This is a genomic window from Psychrobacter sp. VH5 (assembly GCF_050572635.1).
GTDB classification, from domain to species: Bacteria; Pseudomonadota; Gammaproteobacteria; order Pseudomonadales; family Moraxellaceae; genus Psychrobacter; species Psychrobacter celer.
The window spans coordinates 924,418-943,880 of record NZ_CP192145.1 but is presented as its reverse complement, the minus strand read 5'-3'; the positions used below and the strand labels follow the sequence as shown (position 1 = coordinate 943,880).

General features: G+C 46.9%; 28 protein-coding genes and 1 pseudogene. 3 read left to right on the top strand and 26 right to left on the bottom strand.

Annotated features, from left to right (window positions below; genetic code table 11):
• Window positions 1-11 precede the first annotated feature (11 nt).
• From rplO to ACNFVB_RS03905, 26 genes and pseudogenes are all read right to left on the bottom strand, one after another.
• A complete protein-coding gene (gene rplO / locus ACNFVB_RS04030) occupies window positions 12-452 on the bottom strand; it encodes a 50S ribosomal protein L15 (protein ID WP_430738173.1) in 441 nt (146 codons plus the stop codon).
• Complete coding sequence (gene rpmD, locus ACNFVB_RS04025; protein ID WP_071003155.1) at window positions 452-631, bottom strand: 50S ribosomal protein L30; 180 nt, start codon at window positions 629-631, stop codon at window positions 452-454. Before rpmD ends, rplO begins: the two co-directional genes overlap by 1 nt.
• 20 nt (window positions 632-651) lie before the next feature.
• Window positions 652-1,167 carry a 30S ribosomal protein S5 gene (gene rpsE, locus ACNFVB_RS04020; protein ID WP_075102281.1) on the bottom strand — a complete coding sequence of 172 codons (516 nt, stop codon included), beginning with the start codon at window positions 1,165-1,167 and terminating at the stop codon, window positions 652-654.
• 2 nt (window positions 1,168-1,169) lie between these two features.
• Window positions 1,170-1,520 carry a 50S ribosomal protein L18 gene (rplR, locus tag ACNFVB_RS04015; RefSeq protein WP_075102280.1) on the bottom strand — a complete coding sequence of 117 codons (351 nt, stop codon included), beginning with the start codon at window positions 1,518-1,520 and terminating at the stop codon, window positions 1,170-1,172.
• Window positions 1,521-1,531: 11 nt separating this feature from the next.
• Window positions 1,532-2,065, bottom strand: coding sequence for a 50S ribosomal protein L6 (rplF, locus tag ACNFVB_RS04010; RefSeq protein WP_201584864.1), 534 nt, complete (start codon window positions 2,063-2,065; stop codon window positions 1,532-1,534).
• A 220-nt stretch (window positions 2,066-2,285) separates the two neighbouring features.
• Window positions 2,286-2,684, bottom strand: a complete 399-nt coding sequence (rpsH, locus tag ACNFVB_RS04005) for a 30S ribosomal protein S8 (RefSeq protein ID WP_274632151.1) — start codon at window positions 2,682-2,684, stop codon at window positions 2,286-2,288.
• An 11-nt stretch (window positions 2,685-2,695) separates the two neighbouring features.
• Window positions 2,696-3,001, bottom strand: a complete 306-nt coding sequence (rpsN, locus tag ACNFVB_RS04000) for a 30S ribosomal protein S14 (protein WP_075102277.1) — start codon at window positions 2,999-3,001, stop codon at window positions 2,696-2,698.
• Between the two features lie 12 nt (window positions 3,002-3,013).
• Window positions 3,014-3,550, bottom strand: coding sequence for a 50S ribosomal protein L5 (gene rplE / locus ACNFVB_RS03995; RefSeq protein ID WP_075102276.1), 537 nt, complete (start codon window positions 3,548-3,550; stop codon window positions 3,014-3,016).
• A gap of 21 nt (window positions 3,551-3,571) precedes the next feature.
• Complete coding sequence (rplX, locus tag ACNFVB_RS03990) at window positions 3,572-3,889, bottom strand: 50S ribosomal protein L24 (protein WP_075102275.1); 318 nt, start codon at window positions 3,887-3,889, stop codon at window positions 3,572-3,574.
• A gap of 8 nt (window positions 3,890-3,897) precedes the next feature.
• A complete protein-coding gene (rplN, locus tag ACNFVB_RS03985; protein ID WP_010196702.1) occupies window positions 3,898-4,266 on the bottom strand; it encodes a 50S ribosomal protein L14 in 369 nt (122 codons plus the stop codon).
• Between the two features lie 181 nt (window positions 4,267-4,447).
• Complete coding sequence (rpsQ, locus tag ACNFVB_RS03980) at window positions 4,448-4,723, bottom strand: 30S ribosomal protein S17 (RefSeq protein WP_021813375.1); 276 nt, start codon at window positions 4,721-4,723, stop codon at window positions 4,448-4,450.
• Window positions 4,720-4,917, bottom strand: a complete 198-nt coding sequence (rpmC, locus tag ACNFVB_RS03975) for a 50S ribosomal protein L29 (RefSeq protein WP_025644397.1) — start codon at window positions 4,915-4,917, stop codon at window positions 4,720-4,722. Before rpmC ends, rpsQ begins: the two co-directional genes overlap by 4 nt.
• Window positions 4,917-5,330: a 50S ribosomal protein L16 gene (gene rplP, locus ACNFVB_RS03970; RefSeq protein ID WP_025644399.1), complete on the bottom strand. Its 414-nt coding sequence runs from the start codon at window positions 5,328-5,330 to the stop codon at window positions 4,917-4,919. The genes rpmC and rplP overlap by 1 nt, the downstream gene beginning before the upstream one ends.
• Window positions 5,228-6,056, bottom strand: a pseudogene (gene rpsC / locus ACNFVB_RS03965) (30S ribosomal protein S3). The gene rplP and the pseudogene rpsC overlap by 103 nt, the downstream one beginning before the upstream one ends.
• Window positions 6,057-6,059: 3 nt before the next feature.
• Window positions 6,060-6,389 carry a 50S ribosomal protein L22 gene (gene rplV, locus ACNFVB_RS03960; protein WP_045446615.1) on the bottom strand — a complete coding sequence of 110 codons (330 nt, stop codon included), beginning with the start codon at window positions 6,387-6,389 and terminating at the stop codon, window positions 6,060-6,062.
• A 10-nt stretch (window positions 6,390-6,399) separates the two neighbouring features.
• Window positions 6,400-6,675 carry a 30S ribosomal protein S19 gene (gene rpsS / locus ACNFVB_RS03955; protein WP_058368265.1) on the bottom strand — a complete coding sequence of 92 codons (276 nt, stop codon included), beginning with the start codon at window positions 6,673-6,675 and terminating at the stop codon, window positions 6,400-6,402.
• Window positions 6,676-6,687: 12 nt separating this feature from the next.
• Entirely contained in the window at window positions 6,688-7,518 is an 831-nt protein-coding gene (gene rplB, locus ACNFVB_RS03950) for a 50S ribosomal protein L2 (RefSeq protein ID WP_100749084.1), read from the bottom strand.
• An 11-nt stretch (window positions 7,519-7,529) separates the two neighbouring features.
• Window positions 7,530-7,880, bottom strand: a complete 351-nt coding sequence (rplW, locus tag ACNFVB_RS03945; RefSeq protein ID WP_075102271.1) for a 50S ribosomal protein L23 — start codon at window positions 7,878-7,880, stop codon at window positions 7,530-7,532.
• Window positions 7,877-8,479 (bottom strand): 50S ribosomal protein L4, encoded by a 603-nt coding sequence (gene rplD / locus ACNFVB_RS03940; protein ID WP_201584858.1) that lies wholly within the window; start codon window positions 8,477-8,479, stop codon window positions 7,877-7,879. The genes rplW and rplD overlap by 4 nt, the downstream gene beginning before the upstream one ends.
• Before the next feature lie 14 nt (window positions 8,480-8,493).
• Window positions 8,494-9,132 (bottom strand): 50S ribosomal protein L3, encoded by a 639-nt coding sequence (gene rplC, locus ACNFVB_RS03935; protein WP_430738172.1) that lies wholly within the window; start codon window positions 9,130-9,132, stop codon window positions 8,494-8,496.
• 47 nt (window positions 9,133-9,179) lie between these two features.
• Complete coding sequence (gene rpsJ / locus ACNFVB_RS03930; RefSeq protein WP_010196670.1) at window positions 9,180-9,491, bottom strand: 30S ribosomal protein S10; 312 nt, start codon at window positions 9,489-9,491, stop codon at window positions 9,180-9,182.
• Between the two features lie 466 nt (window positions 9,492-9,957).
• Window positions 9,958-11,595, bottom strand: a complete 1,638-nt coding sequence (locus ACNFVB_RS03925; RefSeq protein ID WP_430738171.1) for an Rne/Rng family ribonuclease — start codon at window positions 11,593-11,595, stop codon at window positions 9,958-9,960.
• Between the two features lie 152 nt (window positions 11,596-11,747).
• Entirely contained in the window at window positions 11,748-12,458 is a 711-nt protein-coding gene (locus ACNFVB_RS03920) for a Maf family protein (RefSeq protein ID WP_430738170.1), read from the bottom strand.
• Between the two features lie 198 nt (window positions 12,459-12,656).
• Window positions 12,657-13,142 (bottom strand): rod shape-determining protein MreD, encoded by a 486-nt coding sequence (mreD, locus tag ACNFVB_RS03915; protein ID WP_075102266.1) that lies wholly within the window; start codon window positions 13,140-13,142, stop codon window positions 12,657-12,659.
• Window positions 13,143-13,216: 74 nt separating this feature from the next.
• On the bottom strand, window positions 13,217-14,071 hold the full coding sequence (gene mreC / locus ACNFVB_RS03910; protein WP_192994632.1) for a rod shape-determining protein MreC: 855 nt from the start codon (window positions 14,069-14,071) through the stop codon (window positions 13,217-13,219).
• Between the two features lie 250 nt (window positions 14,072-14,321).
• Window positions 14,322-15,359, bottom strand: a complete 1,038-nt coding sequence (locus ACNFVB_RS03905) for a rod shape-determining protein (RefSeq protein WP_075102264.1) — start codon at window positions 15,357-15,359, stop codon at window positions 14,322-14,324.
• Window positions 15,360-15,970: 611 nt separating this feature from the next.
• Between ACNFVB_RS03905 and gatC the strand changes: the two genes are divergently transcribed.
• The 3 genes from gatC (at window position 15,971) to gatB (ending at window position 19,374) form a co-directional block, all read left to right on the top strand.
• Window positions 15,971-16,285 (top strand): Asp-tRNA(Asn)/Glu-tRNA(Gln) amidotransferase subunit GatC, encoded by a 315-nt coding sequence (gene gatC / locus ACNFVB_RS03900; protein ID WP_105244904.1) that lies wholly within the window; start codon window positions 15,971-15,973, stop codon window positions 16,283-16,285.
• A 66-nt stretch (window positions 16,286-16,351) separates the two neighbouring features.
• Window positions 16,352-17,848 carry an Asp-tRNA(Asn)/Glu-tRNA(Gln) amidotransferase subunit GatA gene (gatA, locus tag ACNFVB_RS03895; protein ID WP_430738169.1) on the top strand — a complete coding sequence of 499 codons (1,497 nt, stop codon included), beginning with the start codon at window positions 16,352-16,354 and terminating at the stop codon, window positions 17,846-17,848.
• Window positions 17,848-19,374: an Asp-tRNA(Asn)/Glu-tRNA(Gln) amidotransferase subunit GatB gene (gene gatB, locus ACNFVB_RS03890; RefSeq protein ID WP_430738168.1), complete on the top strand. Its 1,527-nt coding sequence runs from the start codon at window positions 17,848-17,850 to the stop codon at window positions 19,372-19,374. Before gatA ends, gatB begins: the two co-directional genes overlap by 1 nt.
• Window positions 19,375-19,463: the final 89 nt, after the last annotated feature.

The following is a 19,463-nucleotide window of genomic DNA, read 5'->3' as shown; positions in this document are numbered from 1 at the left end:
TTGACACGTTACTACTCCTCGACGCTACCACCAGCAGCTTCGATTGCAAGCTTGGCGCCTTTAGTCACTTTGATACCTTTGAAGGTATAAGCTTTAGTAACTTCGCCTGATAGCATAACGCGAGCACGTTTCATATCGTGACGGATAAGGTTGGCTGCTTTTAGTGTTTCAATGCTAACCACATCACCTTCAATTTTGTTCAGCTCAGACAGACGAACTTCTGCAGTTGTCATTGCCATTTTACTGGTAAAACCGAATTTTGGTAGACGACGATATAAAGGCATTTGACCACCTTCAAATCCTGAGCGAATGCTAGAACCTGAACGAGACTTTTGGCCTTTTACACCGCGGCCACCAGTCTTACCAAGACCTGAACCGATACCACGACCACGACGTTGGGCAGTTTTCTTTGCGCCAACACCTGGTGATAATTCATTTAATCTAAGACCCATTACGCTTCCTCCACTTTTACCATGTAGTTGACGCGATTAACCATACCACGGGTTGAAGGAGTATCTTCAACGACCACACTATGACCAATACGGCGTAAACCCAATCCTTTCAAGCTCGCTTTGTGGCTCTTTAGGCGATGGGCACCCGATTTAAATTGAGTGACTTTCATTTTTTTCATCGTAACTCACCTAGTCTAAGTTAACCCAAGATTTCGTCTACAGATTTACCACGCTTTGCTGCCATCTTTTCTGGAGTTGACATATCACGTAAACCGTTAAACGTTGCACGCACAACGTTAGCAGTGTTGGTAGAACCATAACATTTAGTCAAAACATCTTTGACACCAGCAACTTCTAATACCGCACGCATTGCGCCACCGGCGATTACGCCAGTACCTTCAGATGCAGGCTGCATAAAGACTTTACTAGCACCATGACGTGCTTTGATCGGATGATACAAAGTTGCATCATTTAGCTCAACAGTAATCATGTTGCGCTTAGCAGCTTCTAGTGCTTTTTGGATAGCAGCTGGCACTTCACGTGCTTTACCACGGCCAAAACCAACACGGCCATTACCATCACCCACTACCGTCAAGGCGGTGAATGAGAAAATACGACCACCTTTAACTACTTTTGCAACACGATCAACGGTAACTAAGCGTTCTACTAGACCGTCAGTCTGTTCATTTTTATCATTTTTATCATTTCTAGCCATGATTAAAACTCCAATCCGTTTTCGCGAGCAGCTTCAGCCAAAGCTTTTACTCGACCATGATATTTAAAACCACTACGGTCAAAGGCAACTTTCGTAATGCCAGCTGCTTTTGCGCGTTCTGCGATCATTTGGCCTACAGACGTTGCTGCATCAACATTACCAGTTGAGCCAGAGCGTAAGCTGCTGTCTAAGGTAGATGCCTGAGCAATCACTTCACCACCGTTTGGAGAGATAATCTGGGCATAAATATGTCTTGGTGTACGATTAACCGTTAAGCGATGAACGCCTAGATGACGGATATGCGCACGGGTTTTCTTTGCTCGACGTAGACGAGCTGCTTTTTTATCAAACATTTCAACTCACCTTATTTTTTCTTAGCTTCTTTGCGAATAATGCGCTCGTCACTATAACGAATACCTTTACCTTTATAAGGCTCAGGTGGGCGGAAACCACGGATATTAGCCGCTGCTTGACCAAGCTGCTGCTTGTCGTTTGACTTTAAAACGATTTCAGTTTGCGTTGGAGTTTCAGCTGACACACCTTCAGGTAGCGTATACTCTACTGGATGTGAATAACCAACGTTTAGGGTTACTTTGTTGCCAGTAACTTGTGCGCGATAACCAACACCAATTAGCTGAAGACGTTTTTCAAAGCCTTCGCTCACGCCTGTCACATAGTTGTTTAACAGTGCGCGCATGGTGCCTGTGTGCATCATAGCTTCTTGTGAATCGACTGCAGGTGAGAAAATGATAGCATCATCTTCCTGTTTCAGCTCGACCAATTCATGCAGGCGTAAAGACATAGTGCCGTTCTTGCCTTTAACTTCGACCTGCCGATCGTTCAAAGTAACGCTTACGCCGTTTGGCAGCGTCACTGGGGCTTTAGCCACACGAGACATAGGAATATTCCTTAAAAAATTAACTTGCTTTTATTAGCGAAAAAACTAACAGGCTAAAAAGCCTGCTAGTTTAGCATAATTGTCCCCGTTAAACACCATACAATTTTATTAAAATCTGATGTTTAGCTTTCTAAGCTTGTCATATACCACTATAAATCACGACAAGCTTGATGGGTTCAAGTAGACTTTATCGTCCGATTACCTAAGCAACAAATGCTAATTAGGCAACAAATGCTACGATTTCACCACCGATACCAGCAGCGCGTGCAGCACGATCGCTCATGATGCCTTGACTGGTTGATACGATAGCAACACCCATACCTTGCTTAACAGTAGGGATAGTGTCTTTGCCGCGGAACTGGCGTAGGCCAGGACGGCTATAACGTTGGATCGTTTCGATGACAGGGCGGCCTTCGAAATATTTTAACTCAATAGTTAGTGTCGCTTTGTTGTTTTCTTCTTCTGTCACAACTGCGCTCGCCACATAACCTTCAGCAACTAATAAATCAGCGATTGATTTACGTAGTTTAGAGCTCGGCATTGCTACCGACACTTTATTGGCCATTTGTGCGTTACGAATACGGGTTAGCATATCCCCAACGGTATCTTGCATACTCATGTAGTTACTCCTTACCAGCTTGCTTTACGAACACCAGGCACATCGCCTTGCATGACACGCTCACGCAGCATATTGCGTGATAAGCCAAACTTGCGGAAGTAACCGTGAGGACGACCGGTGATAGCACAACGATTGCGTAGACGTACTGGTGAGGCGTTGCGTGGTAGTGCTTGTAGCTCTAACATCGCGTCCATACGCTCTTCGTCTGATGCGTTGATATCACTGATAGTTTGTTTTAGCTTGATACGCTTTTCAGCATATTTAGCAACCATTTTTTCGCGTTTTAATTCGCGGTTAATCATGCTCTTCTTTGCCATAACGTCTTTACCTTATTTAAATGGGAAGCCGAATGCTTTAAGCAACGCACGACCTTCTTCATCAGTACCTGCTGACGTGGTGATGGTCACATCCATACCGCGGATGCGATCGATCTTGTCAAAATCTACTTCTGGGAATACGATTTGTTCTTTGATACCCAATGAGTAGTTGCCACGTCCGTCAAAGGCTTTAGGCGAAAAACCGCGGAAATCACGAATACGAGGAATTGCAATGGCAATGAGACGATCTAAAAATTCGTACATTTGCTCACCGCGTAGCGTTACTTTACAGCCAATTGGCCATTCTTCACGAATCTTAAAACCAGCAACTGATTTGCGCGCTTTGGTGATAACAGGTTTTTGACCAGCGATTGCGGTCATGTCAGACACAGCACCTTCAAGCAATTTTTTGTCTTGAGACGCGCCGCCTACACCCATATTTAGTGTGATCTTGGTGATTTTAGGCACCTGCATCACGTTCGCCAAACCAAGCTCTTCTTTGATTTGCTGTTTTAATTTATCGTTATATAAAGATTTTAATCTTGCCATTACCATTACACCCTTAGTGTCTTACGCAGTCGCCACTACTTCACCGTTTGAACGATAGACGCGTTGTTTGTTGCCGTCTTCGTCAAACTGATAAGTAATACGATCTGCTTTTTGGGTTTGCGCATTTAAGATTGCGACATTTGAAATATGCAAAAAAGCTTCTTGCTTAACGATACCACCTTCAGTACCAGTCGCCTGATTTGGCTTTTGGTGCTTGGTGACGATGTTAATGCCTTCAACTTTAATACGATCATTTTTTACAGCTTGTACAGTACCTTGCTTGCCTTTATCTTTCCCAGCAATAACGATAACTGTATCGCCTTTACGTAATTTTGACATGGATTACCTCACAATACTTCTGGTGCTAGTGATACAATTTTCATAAACTGATCACCACGTAGTTCACGAGTTACCGGTCCAAAAATACGAGTTGCAATCGGTGCTTTATTTTGGTTCAACAATACCGCAGCATTGTCATCAAAACGCAGGACAGAACCATCAGGACGACGAACGCCTTTTTTGGTACGTACAACTACTGCATTCATCACGTCGCCTTTTTTGACACGACCACGCGGAATGGCTTCTTTAACCGTTACTTTAATAATGTCGCCAACTGATGCATAACGACGATGAGAACCACCCAGTACTTTAATGCACTGAACTCGCCTTGCACCGCTATTGTCTGCAACTTCCAGCATTGACTCAACCTGAATCATAGCGTTACTCCACACGTATGAGCAATAAAAACCAGTTGCTGCCGCTAGCACAGTATGAGTAGACGGCATTTTTTATAAATAACCGCGACTTACTCTTAATGTGAGTGATATGCGACGGGCGCAATCAGCATCCTTAAAAAGGCGGCTATTTTAACAGCTTCTGGCTTTTAATGCAATTTACTTAGATTTTTTCTACTTTTTCAACCACATCAACTAAAGTCCAAGACTTAGTTTTTGAGATTGGACGCGTTTCTTTGATGCGGACAAGGTCGCCTTGTTGGCAAACATTATTCTCATCATGAGCTTTGATTTTTGTAGAACGACGAAGCTGTTTGCCATACAAAGGATGACGAACCAGACGCTCAATCAAAACTGTGATGGATTTGTCCATCTTGTCGCTGACAACTCGTCCTGTCAATACGCTAGCATTGGTAGCTGTTTGATTGTTATCGCTCATGAGTCGCCTCGTTGTTTCTCGTTAATCAAAGTCTGAAGCTGAGCAATCGTACGACGATTGGCACGTACTTCATGGGTATTACCCAACTGACCAGTTGCTTTAGCCATACGAATACGGAAAGCATCAAGTTGCTTTTCATCAAGTAACTGGGTCAGTTCTTCTAATGATTTATCACGTAATTCACTGATCTTCATTACATTATCGTCCGCTTAACAATGGTAGTTTTAAAGGGCAGTTTTGCCGCAGCAAGCGTTAATGCATCGCGAGCAAGCTCTTCTGAGACCCCTTCGATTTCATATAGCACTTTACCAGGTTTGATTTCGCATACCCAATACTCGACAGGACCTTTACCTTTACCCATACGTACTTCTAGAGGCTTATTGGTAATTGGTTTGTCTGGGAATACACGAATCCAAATTTTACCGCCACGCTTGATTTTACGAGTGATGGTACGACGTGCTGCTTCAATTTGACGAGCTGTCATACGACCACGCGTCAGTGATTTTAGACCAATTTGTCCGAATGCAACGGTGCTTCCACGATGAGCAAGACCTGTGTTACGACCTTTGTGCATTTTACGAAACTTGGTACGTTTTGGCTGTAACATAGTTTAACCTCTGTCTGAGTTTCGACGGTTTCCACGACCACGGCGTTTTGGCGCACGAGGCTTCTCTTCGTTGACGGGATTGTAAACACTGTTCATACCGTCAAGGATCTCTCCGCGGAAAATCCAAACTTTAACACCGATGGTGCCGTAAGTTGTCTCGGCGCGAATTGACGCATAGTCAATATCAGCACGGAGTGTATGCAATGGCACACGACCTTCACGGTACCATTCAGTACGAGCAATCTCAGCACCGCCAAGACGGCCAGACAGCTCAACTTTAATACCTTTAGCACCAGAGCGCATGCTGTTTTGTACGGCGCGCTTCATGGCACGACGGAACATAACACGGCGCTCAAGCTGGCTACCGATACCCTCTGCTACCAAACGTGCATCTAGATCAGGCGATGTGATTTCTTCAATGTTGACCTGAGCAGGTACGCCCATGATTTTGGTCAATTCTTTTTGAAGTCTTTCGATATCTTCGCCTTTTTTACCGATCACGATACCAGGCCGCGCAGTAGCGATGGTGATCTTAGCTGCGCCAGTAGGACGCTCGATCATAATGTTGCTGATCATCGCGTTGTCTAGCTTTTTGCGCAGATACTCACGAACTTGAATATCGTTGATGAGGTATTCTGAGTATTGTTTAGGGTTAGCATACCAGTTTGCGTTATGCTTTTTTACAACACCAAGACGAATTCCGATTGGATGTACTTTTTGACCCATAACTTATTCTCCTACCTTTATAGTGATGTGACAAGTACGCTTACTGATACGATCAGCGCGACCTTTAGCACGTGGTAGGATACGTTTTAGCGTGATGCCTTCATCAACGTAGATGGTTGATACTTTTAAAGTATCGATATCTAAGCCGTTGTTGTGTTCGGCATTGGCGATGGCTGAGTTAAGGCATTTCTTAACAAACACAGCGCCTTTTTTGTTGCTATACGTTAGGATATCCAAAGCACGCTCAATCGATTTGCCACGAACTTCGTCAGCAACGAGTCTAACTTTTTGTGCCGATATGGCGGCACCGCGTAATTTTGCAGTTACTTCCATGGTAAGCACCTTATCTCTTAGCTTTTTTGTCAATGCCATGACCACGATATGTACGAGTCGGGGCAAATTCACCTAGTTTATGACCAACCATCTGCTCGCTTACGATAACCGGTACGTGAGTACGGCCGTTGTGAACAGATAAAGTTAGGCCAACCATTTGTGGCAGAATCATCGAGCGGCGCGACCAAGTCTTAATTGGCTTGCGAGAGTTGGTGTCAATAGCATTCTCAACTTTGGCAAACAAATGCGCGTCTATGAATGGACCTTTTTTCAATGAACGAGGCATGAAATTCTTCCTTTATTTCTTCTTGGCGCGACGGCGACGGATGATCATACTGTCAGTACGCTTATTGTGACGCGTTTTAAGTCCTTTAGACTTCTGACCCCAAGGGCTAGTAGGATGGCGACCTTTGTTACGACCTTCACCACCACCATGTGGGTGATCAACCGGGTTCATAGCAACACCACGAACTGAAGGACGAACACCGCGCCAACGTGAAGCACCGGCTTTACCAAGTGATTTCAAGTTATTTTCAGTATTAGATACTTCACCGATAACCGCACGGCAGTTCACGTGTACACGGCGAGTCTCGCCTGAACGTAGACGTAGAATTGCGTAGATACCATCACGGCCTAGTAGCTGAACGCTAGCACCCGCAGAGCGAGCAATCTGTGCACCTTTACCGATTTTAAGCTCGATATTGTGAATCACAGTACCCAATGGGATGTTTTTTAGCGGTAAGCAGTTACCTGGGCGGATTGGAGAAGTTTCGCCTGACTGTACAGTATCGCCAGCAGCTAGTTTCTTTGGTGCAATAATATAACGACGTTCGCCATCAGCGTACTTAAGTAATGCAATATGAGCAGTACGGTTAGGATCGTATTCGATACGCTCGACCGTCGCTGGGATATTGTCTTTAGTACGTTTGAAATCGATAACACGATAATGATGCTTATGACCACCACCAACGTGACGAGTGGTTATACGACCGTTATTGTTACGACCACCTGACTTACTTTTTGATTCGACAAGCGCTGCATAAGGACGACCTTTGTAAAGGTGTGGATGCACCACTTTTTCAACAAAACGACGGCCTGGTGATGTTGGCTTTGCTTTTACGATAGGCATGAGTGTAATCCTTATTCGTTGTTCGCTGTTTCACTAGTAGAATCAGTCGCGTTTGCAACTTCTTCACCAGCATCAGCCATTTGTACATCTTGACCAGCTTTTAAGGTAACATAGGCTTTTTTATAGTCGTTACGACGGCCGATACTCTTACCAAAACGCTTTGTCTTACCTTTAACATTCAAAGTGTTCACTTTAGTAACTTCAACACCTTCGAACATCATCTCAACTGCTTTTTTGACTTCTAGCTTAGTAGCGTTAGAGTCAACTTTAAATACCTGCACACCAAGTGAGTCGCCAAGCATTTGAGATTTTTCTGAGAATACAGGCCCTCTTAAGACCTGATAAAGTCTTGCGTTGTTCATGCTAGTGCTTCCTCAAATTGTTTCGCAGCTTCAACTGACATGATCACTTTATCAAATGCGATCAAACTCACTGGATCCACTTCGTTTGTACCAAGTACATTGACGTGTGGAATGTTGCGAGCGGCTAAGTATAAATTTTCGTCAACTTCTTTGGTGACGATGAGTGCACGAGGTGCATTAAGCTCATTCAACTTTGCAACCAGCTCTTTGGTCTTTGGCTCAGAAACGCTTAGCTCTTCTACCAAAATCAAACGCTCTTGGCGAATCAATTCGGCTAGGATACACTGCATCGCACCGCGATACATTTTACGGTTTACTTTCTGTGACCAATCTTGTGGTTTTGCAGCAAATGCACGACCACCTGAACGCCAGATTGGGCTACGAATAGAGCCTGCACGAGCGCGACCAGTACCTTTTTGGCGCCATGGCTTGATGCCACCGCCAGAAACTTCGGCACGGGTTTTTTGCGCACGTGTACCTTGACGGCTACCTGCAAGATATGCGGTGACGACCTGATGCACTAATGCTTCGTTGAATTCACGACCAAAAGCCGTATCAGAAAGCTCAACCGCCGCACCTGTAACTGTTTTTAAATCCACGTTAATCCCCTTGCTTAGGCTTTGACTGACGGACGTACGATGACATCGCCACCGTTGGCACCTGGGATAGCACCCTTGATGACAAGTAACCCTTTTTCGGCATCCACTGATATCACTTCTAGGCCCTGAACGGTAACGCGCTTGTTACCCATTTGACCTGGCATCTTTTTGCCTTTGAAGACTTTACCTGGTGACTGGTTCTGACCAGTTGAACCAAGGGCACGGTGAGATACTGAGTTACCGTGGGTCGCATCTTGCATGCTAAAGTTGTGACGCTTTACGCCGCCTTGAAAGCCTTTACCTTTACTTTGTCCTGTGACATCAACCATCTGACCTTGCTCGAACAAGTCAGCTAGGATCTCACCGCCAATCTCACGACCTTCAAGTTCGCTATCATTGACACGAAATTCCCAAACACCACGGCCGGCTTTAACGCCAGCTTTCGCGAAGTGACCTTTTTGTGCGGCCGTTACGCGGCTGTCACGACGGGTACCTGTGGTGATTTGGATGGCTTGATAACCATCTACATCAGTATTTTTTACTTGAGTAATGCGGTTTGCATCGACCTCAACCACTGTGACAGGGATAGATACGCCTGCTTCAGTGAAGACACGGGTCATGCCGCATTTTTTACCGACTAAACCGATCGCCATTTTAGACCTCTTTATATCTTATATTAATGGGTTGGGTGTGTTTTGCATTAACCCAAAGCAATTTGAACGTCAACACCCGCCGCTAAATCAAGCTTCATTAGCGCATCCACAGTTTTGTCAGTAGGCTGAACAATATCAACCATACGCTTGTGGGTACGAATTTCGTACTGGTCACGTGCGTCTTTGTTGACGTGTGGTGAGGTTAGAACGTTGAAACGCTCAATGCGAGTCGGCAACGGTACAGGACCACAAACTTGCGCACCGGTGCGCTTTGCAGTATCGACAATCTCTTGGGCCGACTGATCAATCAGACGATGATCAAATGACTTGAGACGGATACGGATTCTCTGGTTAGCCATGCCAGCAAGCTCCTAATATGTGCCTTTGTCATTCTTGCGCTGCAAGACTATGATCAAAAGCCGTTTGGTTAAAGATTTACTTCAAGCGGCTTCCCATTCTTTGCAGAATCTGTTCTTCGAGAGAACCAGCAGCGTGCTAAAAGCAAAATAATTTAAAGCCCCGCCGACCCTTCCACTTTTATGGATGTCAGCAAAGGCATAATGAAATAGTGCTAGAAACGATGCTCTAGCTGTCATAGCGCCAGCTGTTTTATTGGCTGCGCATATATAATTCAGTGGTGTGTATTATACATAGAATTTTGGTCATTGCAAGAGTAATATCAATGGGCGCTTGAGATTTTACCCTTTATAAACAAGCGTTTTTATCGATAATATTTTTATTGAAGTCTCTTTTACACCCTGATAAAACATCAATAAAACCTCTCAACAATGGCTGTTATTCTAGGGTGTGTATTCAACTCACTCGCTAGTCTAAAACGATATCATACTGCTCTTGAGTGTAGAGGTTTTCGACATCGAAGGTGATAACCCGACCTAACAAATACTCCAAATCAGCGACGGTATCTGATTCTGAGGTGAGCAGTAAATCGATCACAGCGGCATGAGCCACCACGGTAAACTTTTTTGGAGAGTTATAAGTGCGAGCGCAGCGCATGATTTCGCGGAAAATCTCAAAGCAGACGGTCTCAGCGGTCTTAACAAAGCCGCGACCTTGGCAGGTAGAGCACGGCTCACAGAGCTGCTGCCCCAGCGACTCACGGGTACGTTTGCGCGTCATTTCAACCAAGCCCAGCTCACTGACTTGGGTGATTTTGGTCTTAGCATAATCTTGCGCCAACTGCTCTTGCAGACTGGTCAATACATCATCTTTGTGCTGCTGCTCGAGCATATCGATAAAGTCGAGGATAATAATACCGCCCAGATTGCGCAGTCGTAGTTGGCGAGCGATGGCATGGGTAGCTTCAAGATTGGTCTTATAGACCGTATCCTCTAAGGATCTACCACCGACAAAAGAGCCGGTATTGACATCAATGGTCGTCATGGCTTCGGTTTGATCGATAATCAAATAGCCACCAGATTTGAGATCGACACGGCGTTTGAGCGCATCTCTCAGATCATCTTCGACTCGGTGCACATCAAACAGTGATTGCTCTGCCGTGTAGTGAACGATGCGATCATAGATAAAGGGGACAAACTCTTTGGCAAAGTATCTGACTTGCTCATACACCTGCTTATTATCGATGACGACTTTTTCGGTATCACTATGTACCAAGTCGCGTATCGAGCGTAACGGTAAGGATAATTCTTGATAGATAAGCTCTGAGCTTTGATGATGATTGACCTCTTGACGGCGTGCGCAGATCGTCCGCCATAACTGCAACAGATAGTAGATGTCTTCTTCTAGTTTTGCGACTGGCACACGCTCAGCGGCCGTACGTGCAATCAGGCCGCCCTTGAGACTGACTGTCTGCATCAGACAGGTCAGCTCGGTTTTTAGACGCATGCGCTCATCAGCGCCATCGATACGCTGTGAGATGCCGATATGGTCGCTCGATGGTAGATAAACCAAATAACGTGAAGGCAGCGAGATATTGGTGGTCAAGCGCGCGCCTTTACTGCCGAGCTGATCTTTGGTCACTTGCACAAGGATACGTTGGCCCTCATGCAAACGGTGCTGAATCAAGGTCTTGGCGGCTGGTACGACCTCTGTACTCTGTACCTCGACCACAGGCGGCGTCACTGCTAGATCATCCGTCGCACCAATCACGCCATCATCGCTAATCGCGCGCTCATTGGCCATACCATCGACAGTAGCACCAGCTTGGGCATGACTATCTTTGGCTATTGCGTTTGTCTTACCTACTGCCGGACGCGGCTCGCGCTGCATATCGTTGACGTGTAAAAACGCTGTGCGTGATTGACCGATATCAACGAAAGCGGCCTGCATACCTGGCAGGACCCGCACCACTGTACCCAAATAAATATTGCCCACCAACCCCAATTTATGATGACGCTCAATATAAATCTCGCCCAAAATACCGTTGTCTAGCACGGCGACACGCGACTCCATTGGACTAATATTAATCAGCAGCTCTTCGGACATAATATTTTTCTCTTATCTCTCAGCTTTCTTATTCGACGTTCATCGCCTGTTAGGCTTACAGTGTAACAAATGCGCCTTATGCTTGCCCATTATCCTAGCGTGTCATTATGTGCATAAAAAGTGTGCGTAAAAAACAACCCAGTAGCTGATTATCACGACACGCTTGCGCTGCTGTGTTGGCTGACGGTATTGATCAGAGCCAACGTTTGTGCAAGTGGCAAGCCGACGACATTGGTATAGCTACCGTTGATACGGCTCACCCAAGCAGCGCCCAACCCCTGAATGCCATAACCTCCTGCTTTGTCTTGAGGCTCGCCGCTGTCCCAATACTCACGCATCATCTGCGCCGTTAAGGGGATAAAGGTCACCGCCGTGCGCTCCGTGAGCTGCTGCTGAGAAACGACCTGCCATGCAGGCTGCTTGAGTGCATGGGCGGCTGTTGCATGCGCAGCGGCGTTATCGCAGGGCACTAGATGAGCAGAGCGGGCGATAAGGGTCACTTGCACCGCTGTCCATACTTCATGCGCCGTATCAGACATTTGCTGCCACATCTCATACGCCTGCTCACGGCTTGTAGGCTTAACCAGCACCGTTTTGCCGTCTGCTAGGACACCGATGGTATCGGCTGTTAACACCAGACGCGGCTCAACGTCTTTATCGACATTCTCTTCGCTACTGTTAGCATTTAGCTTCTGTACCGCGGCGGCGGCTTTGGTCGCGACCATGCGCTCGATATAATCTTTGGGGGATTCATTGGCATGCGGGGTTTCGTCGATATCGACACTCATGACCGTAAAGTCCAGCTGCGCTCTAGACAGCAGCTCACGACGACGCGGCGAGCCGGACGCTAAAATAATATCCATTATTCATCTCTTATTATATAAATTTGTCTGATTGTATAAACTTGTGGGCTGACAACGCTTGCAGATAAGATCATAAATACGGTCATGTTAATTCGTTTTAACATTTCATGAGGGCATATTTTGCTAGCAGCACGCACAATGAGCGCGCTTGTCTTATAGGATGATCGACTCGCTCATGGATGCGTCAGTATCAACGTATCAACGCGCAAACTTACGTAGCACCAAAAGCACCAAAGGCCAGCTAAGAATACTCATGACTAATGACAAAGCGGACTGAGCGACAAACACATTTTGGATAAACATTTGCAATATCCACAGCGTCAACTGAAAAATCAGCAAACTAAAACTGGCAAGTAGCCACGCGCTCCATGTATTTAATTGTCTGACATAAATACTGGTGACTTTGATAACAAAAGCGACCAGCACAGCAGCAAAGGCTTGCTGACCTAAATGGGTATCCATCAACAAATCGGCAATGATACCCACCGTAAAGGCAGTAAAGATACCGACATAGCGCGGCTGAAACAACAGCCAAAAAATCAGCACCATAATCATGACCATGGGTCGCAAGGTGGCCATACTGGGGCTTAATGGATAGACATTGAGGGATGAGGCCACGACGATACTGACAATAATGACAGCAATCAGCAGTACTGTTTCATTCTCAGAATCAGGATACGACATGAGCACTTACCTTAATGAGACGTAGCGGCTGCAAACGCCAAACGATGAGATACCTTCTTAGGCTTAGGCGATAGCTAATTGATGACGGTATTGTTTTTATTGATCAGCTTGTCTTGCAATATCAGTACATAGGCATTGTCAATAAAATTGGCAGTGGGTGTGACCTCGATGCTTCTAAAGTTATCCGCCTGCGTGTCCTCGATCTGAGCGATACGGCCAACGCGATACCCTGCTGGGATACGGCCACCCAACCCTGACGACACCAGCTCATCCCCCACCCGCACATCTGAGGTTTTAAACACATAATCTAAGCTCAAAGACGTCGGGATGCCTTTGCCTGTCACGATGGCACGCTGGCCGGTACGTTTGACCGTCACCGCCACAGACTGCTGCTCATCGGTGATTAGTAGCAATCGGCTGGTGTTGGGATAGACATTGATGATTTGCCCCAAAATACCATCTTCGTCGATGACCGTCTGACCCACCTGTACGCCATCTTGCGCGCCTTTATTGATGACCACAATTTGCCTGAGCAAGTTGGTGTCGGTACCAATCACTTGCGCCAAATTAAGATCAAACTGCTCAGGCTTGGTGGTCGACAAAATGCCTTGCAAGCGAGCGTTTTGTGCCAAAATATAATCTTGCTGCTGCAGCTTGGCCTGCGCGTGGATCAGCTGTGATTTTAGCTGCATGTTTTCGCGGCGCAAGGCTTCTTTGGACTGCAAACTACCACTAGCCCAGTGCTGAGCATAACTCGGCAACAGTGACAGCTGATAGATGGGCTGCATGGCGGCATGGCTGGTATTACGGACAGGGTTAAACCACTCTGTGTTTTTGCTATCAAACCACATCAGTATCGAAGCGACTATCAATACAATAGCAGTCTTACGAAGTGATAACGGCTGACGGGCAAAAATACTTGGAATCATAAGAGGTCTAATTAGCAATTTTAAAATAAGCAAGGATATGGCCTTGCTTTTCATGGCTTGAGCGTACTTTGTACTTATTACTGAGATGACAGGCCGCGCATCTGGCCACCTTACTTTCACCTTTTTTCACTTCACTATAAAGCTATACCCTTATTAGGGTCTTTCGAACATGATGGACACTGCCATGCGCTCTATCGCCCTCATCAGCGCACGACTAGTATCACCCCAGCCATGCGCCTGCTAAAGCTGTTTAGACAAAAATCATGTTTAGGCTTTTGTTATTGATAAAATCAAGCGCAATACCACCGCCGCGGCTCACGCAGGTCAATGGATCTTCGGCGACTGTCACTGGTAGACCGGTCTCTTTGGAGATAAGCTTGTCTAAATCACGTAATAGCGCACCGCCCCCTGTCAAGACAATACCGCGCTCAGCGATATCTGATGATAGCTCAGGTGGCGTTTGCTCGAGTGCTGCTTTGACTGCACTGACGATACCGCTTAATGGATCGCTAAGCGCTTTTTGTACTTCTTCTGAATTGACGGTAAAGGTCTTTGGCACACCCTCTGCCATGCTACGACCACGTACTTCTACCTCTAGCTGACTGTCTTCGTTCAGTGCCGAGCCCACTTCTTGTTTGATACGCTCAGCCGTCGTCTCACCGATGACGCAGCCATGGGTACGGCGTACGTGGGTGATAATGGCCTCATCAAACATATCGCCGCCGATACGAATCGACTCGGCATAGACGCAGCCTGATAATGCAATCACGGCAATCTCAGTGGTGCCGCCACCGATATCCACCACCATCGAACCGCTGGCTTCATGGACAGGCATGCCAGCACCGATTGCTGCTGCCATTGGCTCCTCAAGCAGCAATACCTTATTAGCGCCCGCTGATGACACCGCCTCACGTATCGCTTTACGCTCTACCAAAGTAGACTTGCATGGCACACATACCACCACATTTGGCTCCGCCATAAAACGCTTGGCTTTTACCTTAGTGATAAAGTGCTTTAGCATTTTTTGGGTCACCTCAAAGTCTGCAATCACCCCGTCTTTTAGTGGACGAATGGCGGTGATGTTGGCAGGTGTACGACCTAGCATCTGCTTGGCATCGATACCAACAGCGGCGACGGTAGGGTTTTGAGTACGATTACTTCGTAGCGCGACCACCGTAGGCTCGTCAAGCACGACGCCTTTATTAGGAATAAAAATGAGGGTGTTCGCAGTACCGAGGTCGATAGCGATATTATTTGATAAAAATCCAAACAGGTTCATGACTAATATTTCCAGCGTATTACAAATGAGGCGAATGAGGCGAATGAGAGTGACTGAGGCGTTTCTCGTCAGTGTTGAGCAGGTCGTCGATAGACATTACCTGTGGCGAAAATTGAACCTCGCAACAAGTCAAACCTAAGCAATAATAATGAAATGAAAAAACTGAGGCAAATTATACCGATTTGGCTAGAAAAAAACACAGATATTTGCGTCAGTAAGTCAGGATTTTGGTCCTAAATGCTAAAAGTTGTTACAAAGTTTGAAATCGCCAGCAAGACCATTTGACTTCATGAAAGACCATTTAATTCAACAACTAACAAGGCGCTACAGACAGATGATGATTTTGCTTAATAGCAGGTGCATACTGTAACGTATTTCAGCGAACAATGGGTGAGCATTTAAAAATGAAACACTAACTATACGGTCAGTTTTGTAAATCATTTTAACTTAGTTGATATTATGCATCAATCAAATGCTGTGCTCTGTAAACTTAGGCCAGATGCTTTATAATAAGCCAACTCAAGATACAATCTTATTTAGCAGTCCTCTTATTTTTAGTGGTCACGTCTTGACACCACCCAAATTGACACTAACCAAAACTGTCCTTCATTGGAGAAACTATGTCACAGCAACCAGCAACGTCTGACAACAACGTCAGCCGTGAAGAAATCTTAGAAGTTGCCAACCTTGCCCGTTTGGGCGTGGATGACAGCACGGCGAGCAGCTACGCGGACGACATCAGCAAAGTGTTAAAACTGATGCACACGCTAAGCAATGTCGACACCGCAGGCATCAAGCCTTTATCAAACATCCATGAAGCCTGCCAAGAGCTGCGTGCTGACGTCGCCAAACATGATATCGATCGCACGCGCAATCAATCGGTCGCACCAGCAGTCGAAGACGGCCTATATCTGGTGCCACAAGTGATTGAATAACGACTTGCATGACTTTATTGGCTTTATCTTATTTTATGCTATTAACACTTTGACGGACGACACCCTATGTCTGAGATTCATCTATTAAGTACCGAGCAGCTGATTACAGGCTTGCAAGAAAAACAGTTTAGCAGCGCAGAATTAACCGAACACTATATCAAACGTATCAACGCCCTAGACACTAAGATCAACAGCTTTATCACCCACACCGCTGAGACGGCGCGCGCGCAAGCGAAAGCTGCGGACGAGATGCGCGCCCAAGGCGATAAACGCCGCCTGCTTGGCGTGCCCATGGCGCATAAAGACATTTTTTGTACCCAAGGGGTGCTGACCACTTGTGGCTCAAAGATGCTACACAATTTTGTCTCGCCTTATAATGCCACCATCGTGACCAATATCGAAAAAGCGGGCATGATCAGCCTAGGTAAGCTCAATATGGATGAGTTTGCAATGGGCTCGGACAACAGCAGCTCTTACTATGGCACAGTACAAAACCCATGGAATTTGGAACGCGTCCCTGGTGGCTCATCTGGTGGTAGTGCAGCCGCTGTCGCCGCCGGTTTTGTGCCTGTGGCGACCGGTAGTGATACGGGCGGCTCGATTCGTCAGCCCGCTTCGTTTTGTGGCCTCACCGGCATCAAGCCCACTTATGGCCGTGTGTCACGCTTTGGCATGATTGCCTATGCCTCAAGTCTCGACCAAGCCGGCAGCATGGGCAAAAGCGCCAAAGACTGTGCCTATCTGCTGCAGCCGATGATCGGTCATGATCCGCGCGATGCCACCTCCATCAAGCACGACATGCCAGATTATGTACAAGACATCCATGATGCAGAGGCCGCTGCAGGCGACAAACCCTTTGCAGGACTACGTATCGGCGTCGCTAAAGAGTACTTTAGCAAAGGCCTCGACCGCGAAGTCGAACAAGCCGTGCGCGCGGCACTCAAAAAATACGAAGAGCTGGGAGCAACCATCGTCGAGGTCAATATCACCGATCCTGATATCACGTTGGCCACTTACTATATGCTCGCCCCTGCCGAAGCGTCTTCCAACCTATCACGCTTTGATGGCGTGCGCTTTGGCTATCGCTGTGAAGCACCAAAAGATCTGATTGACCTATACACGCGCTCACGCTCTGAAGGCTTTGGTCCTGAAGTACAGCGTCGTATCCTCACTGGTACTTATGCACTATCGGCAGGCTATTTCGACGCTTACTACACCAAAGCGCAAAAAGTGCGCCGCTTAATTGTCAAAGACTTTGATGATGCTTTTGCCAATTGTGACGTCATCGCCAGTCCCACCGCGCCGACCGCAGCTTATAAGCTGGCAGAAGACCTCGACCCTGCGACCATGTATCTAGGCGACGTGTATACCATCGCAGTCAACCTAGCGGGTCTACCTGCACTCAGTCAGCCCGTTGGTTTGACCTCAGACGGTCTGCCGATCGGTTTACAGTTAATTGGTAAGCACTGGCAAGAAAGTCAGCTGCTAACGACCGCTCATCTGTTTCAGCAGCATACCGATCATCATCTACAACACTCACTCGTCGCAAAGGAGACGGTATAATGAACACAGCTACTACGACTGAGAATACCGCTCATAACGACAGCGTTCGTCCCGAATTGTTTGTTGATGGTTACGAAGTGGTCATCGGCATTGAGATTCACTGCCAGCTAAACACTGACAGTAAAATTTTCTCTAGCGCCCCAACTGACTTCGGCCACGAGCCAAACAGCCAAGCCAACATCGTCGATTTAGGCTTACCTGGCGTGCTACCGGTACTCAACGCTGGCGTGGTCGAGCGCGCACTGAAGTTCGGTATGGGCGTCAATGCCGAGCTGGGTCTTTTTAACACCTTTGATCGCAAAAACTACTTTTATCCTGATTTGCCCAAAGGCTATCAAATCACCCAAATGGCCAACCCTATCGTGGGTACCGGCTATATCGATGTGGTGGTCAATGAAGGCGAAAAAAATGAATACTCAAAACGGATGGGTATCACCCGCGCGCACCTAGAAGAAGACGCGGGTAAATCAGTCCACGATGCCGTCGATGGCATGACGGGTGTCGATCTCAACCGTGCGGGCACGCCGCTCATCGAAATCGTCTCTGAGCCTGACATGCGTTCAGCGGATGAAGCGCTGGCTTATATCAAGGCCATTCATCAGCTGGTCACTTGGCTGGGTATCTCGGATGCGGTCATGGCAGAAGGCTCATTCCGCTGTGACTGTAACGTTTCTGTGCGCAAACCTGGCGGCGAGCTCGGTACCCGTACTGAGCTCAAAAACCTAAACTCGTTCCGTTTTATCGAGCGCGCCATCAACCGCGAAATCGAACGTCAAATCGACATCATCGAAGACGGCGGTAAAGTCGTGCAGGCAACGATGCTCTATGATCCTGAGCGCGACGAAACCCGCACCATGCGCACCAAAGAAGACGCCAACGATTATCGTTATTTCCCTGACCCTGACTTACTGCCTGTCCGTATCGAGCAGCATACGATTGACAGCATTCGTGCTGCTATGCCTGAGCTGCCTGTGGCCCGCCGCGAGCGCTTTGAGGTAGCGCTTGGTCTGTCAGAATACGATGCTCGCATATTGACAGGCAGCCGTCAGCTTGCTGATTATTTCGAAGCTGTGGTGGCAGAAGTGGGCCAGCAAGACGCCAAAATGGCAGTCAACTGGGTGATGGGCGACTTGCTCGGTGCCCTCAACAAAGACGATAAAGACATCACCCACTCCCCTATCAGCGCCAAACAATTGGCTGGTATGCTGGCTCGTATCAAAGACGATACTCTATCTGGCAAATTGGCCAAAAAAGTCTTTAGTGCCTTATATGAGCGCGAAGGCGGCGACGGCGATGATGCGGCAGATAAAATCATCGAAGAAAAGGGCCTAAAACAAGAAACGGACACTGGCGCTATTAAAGCCATGGTCGAAGAGGTCATCGCCAACAACCAAACGATGGTAGATGAGTATAAAGGCGGTAAGCAAAAAGCCTTTAATGGTCTGGTCGGGCAAGTGATGAAAGCCAGCCGCGGTAGCGCCAACCCGCAGCAAGTCAACCAAATTTTAAAAGAGCTGCTGGGATAGCTCTGCTAATATGGCGCTCATACTGGCTATGGATATGTCAAATTTTGGGGCAAATGGGTAACAAGATAAATAGCCCTTGCAATATGCCT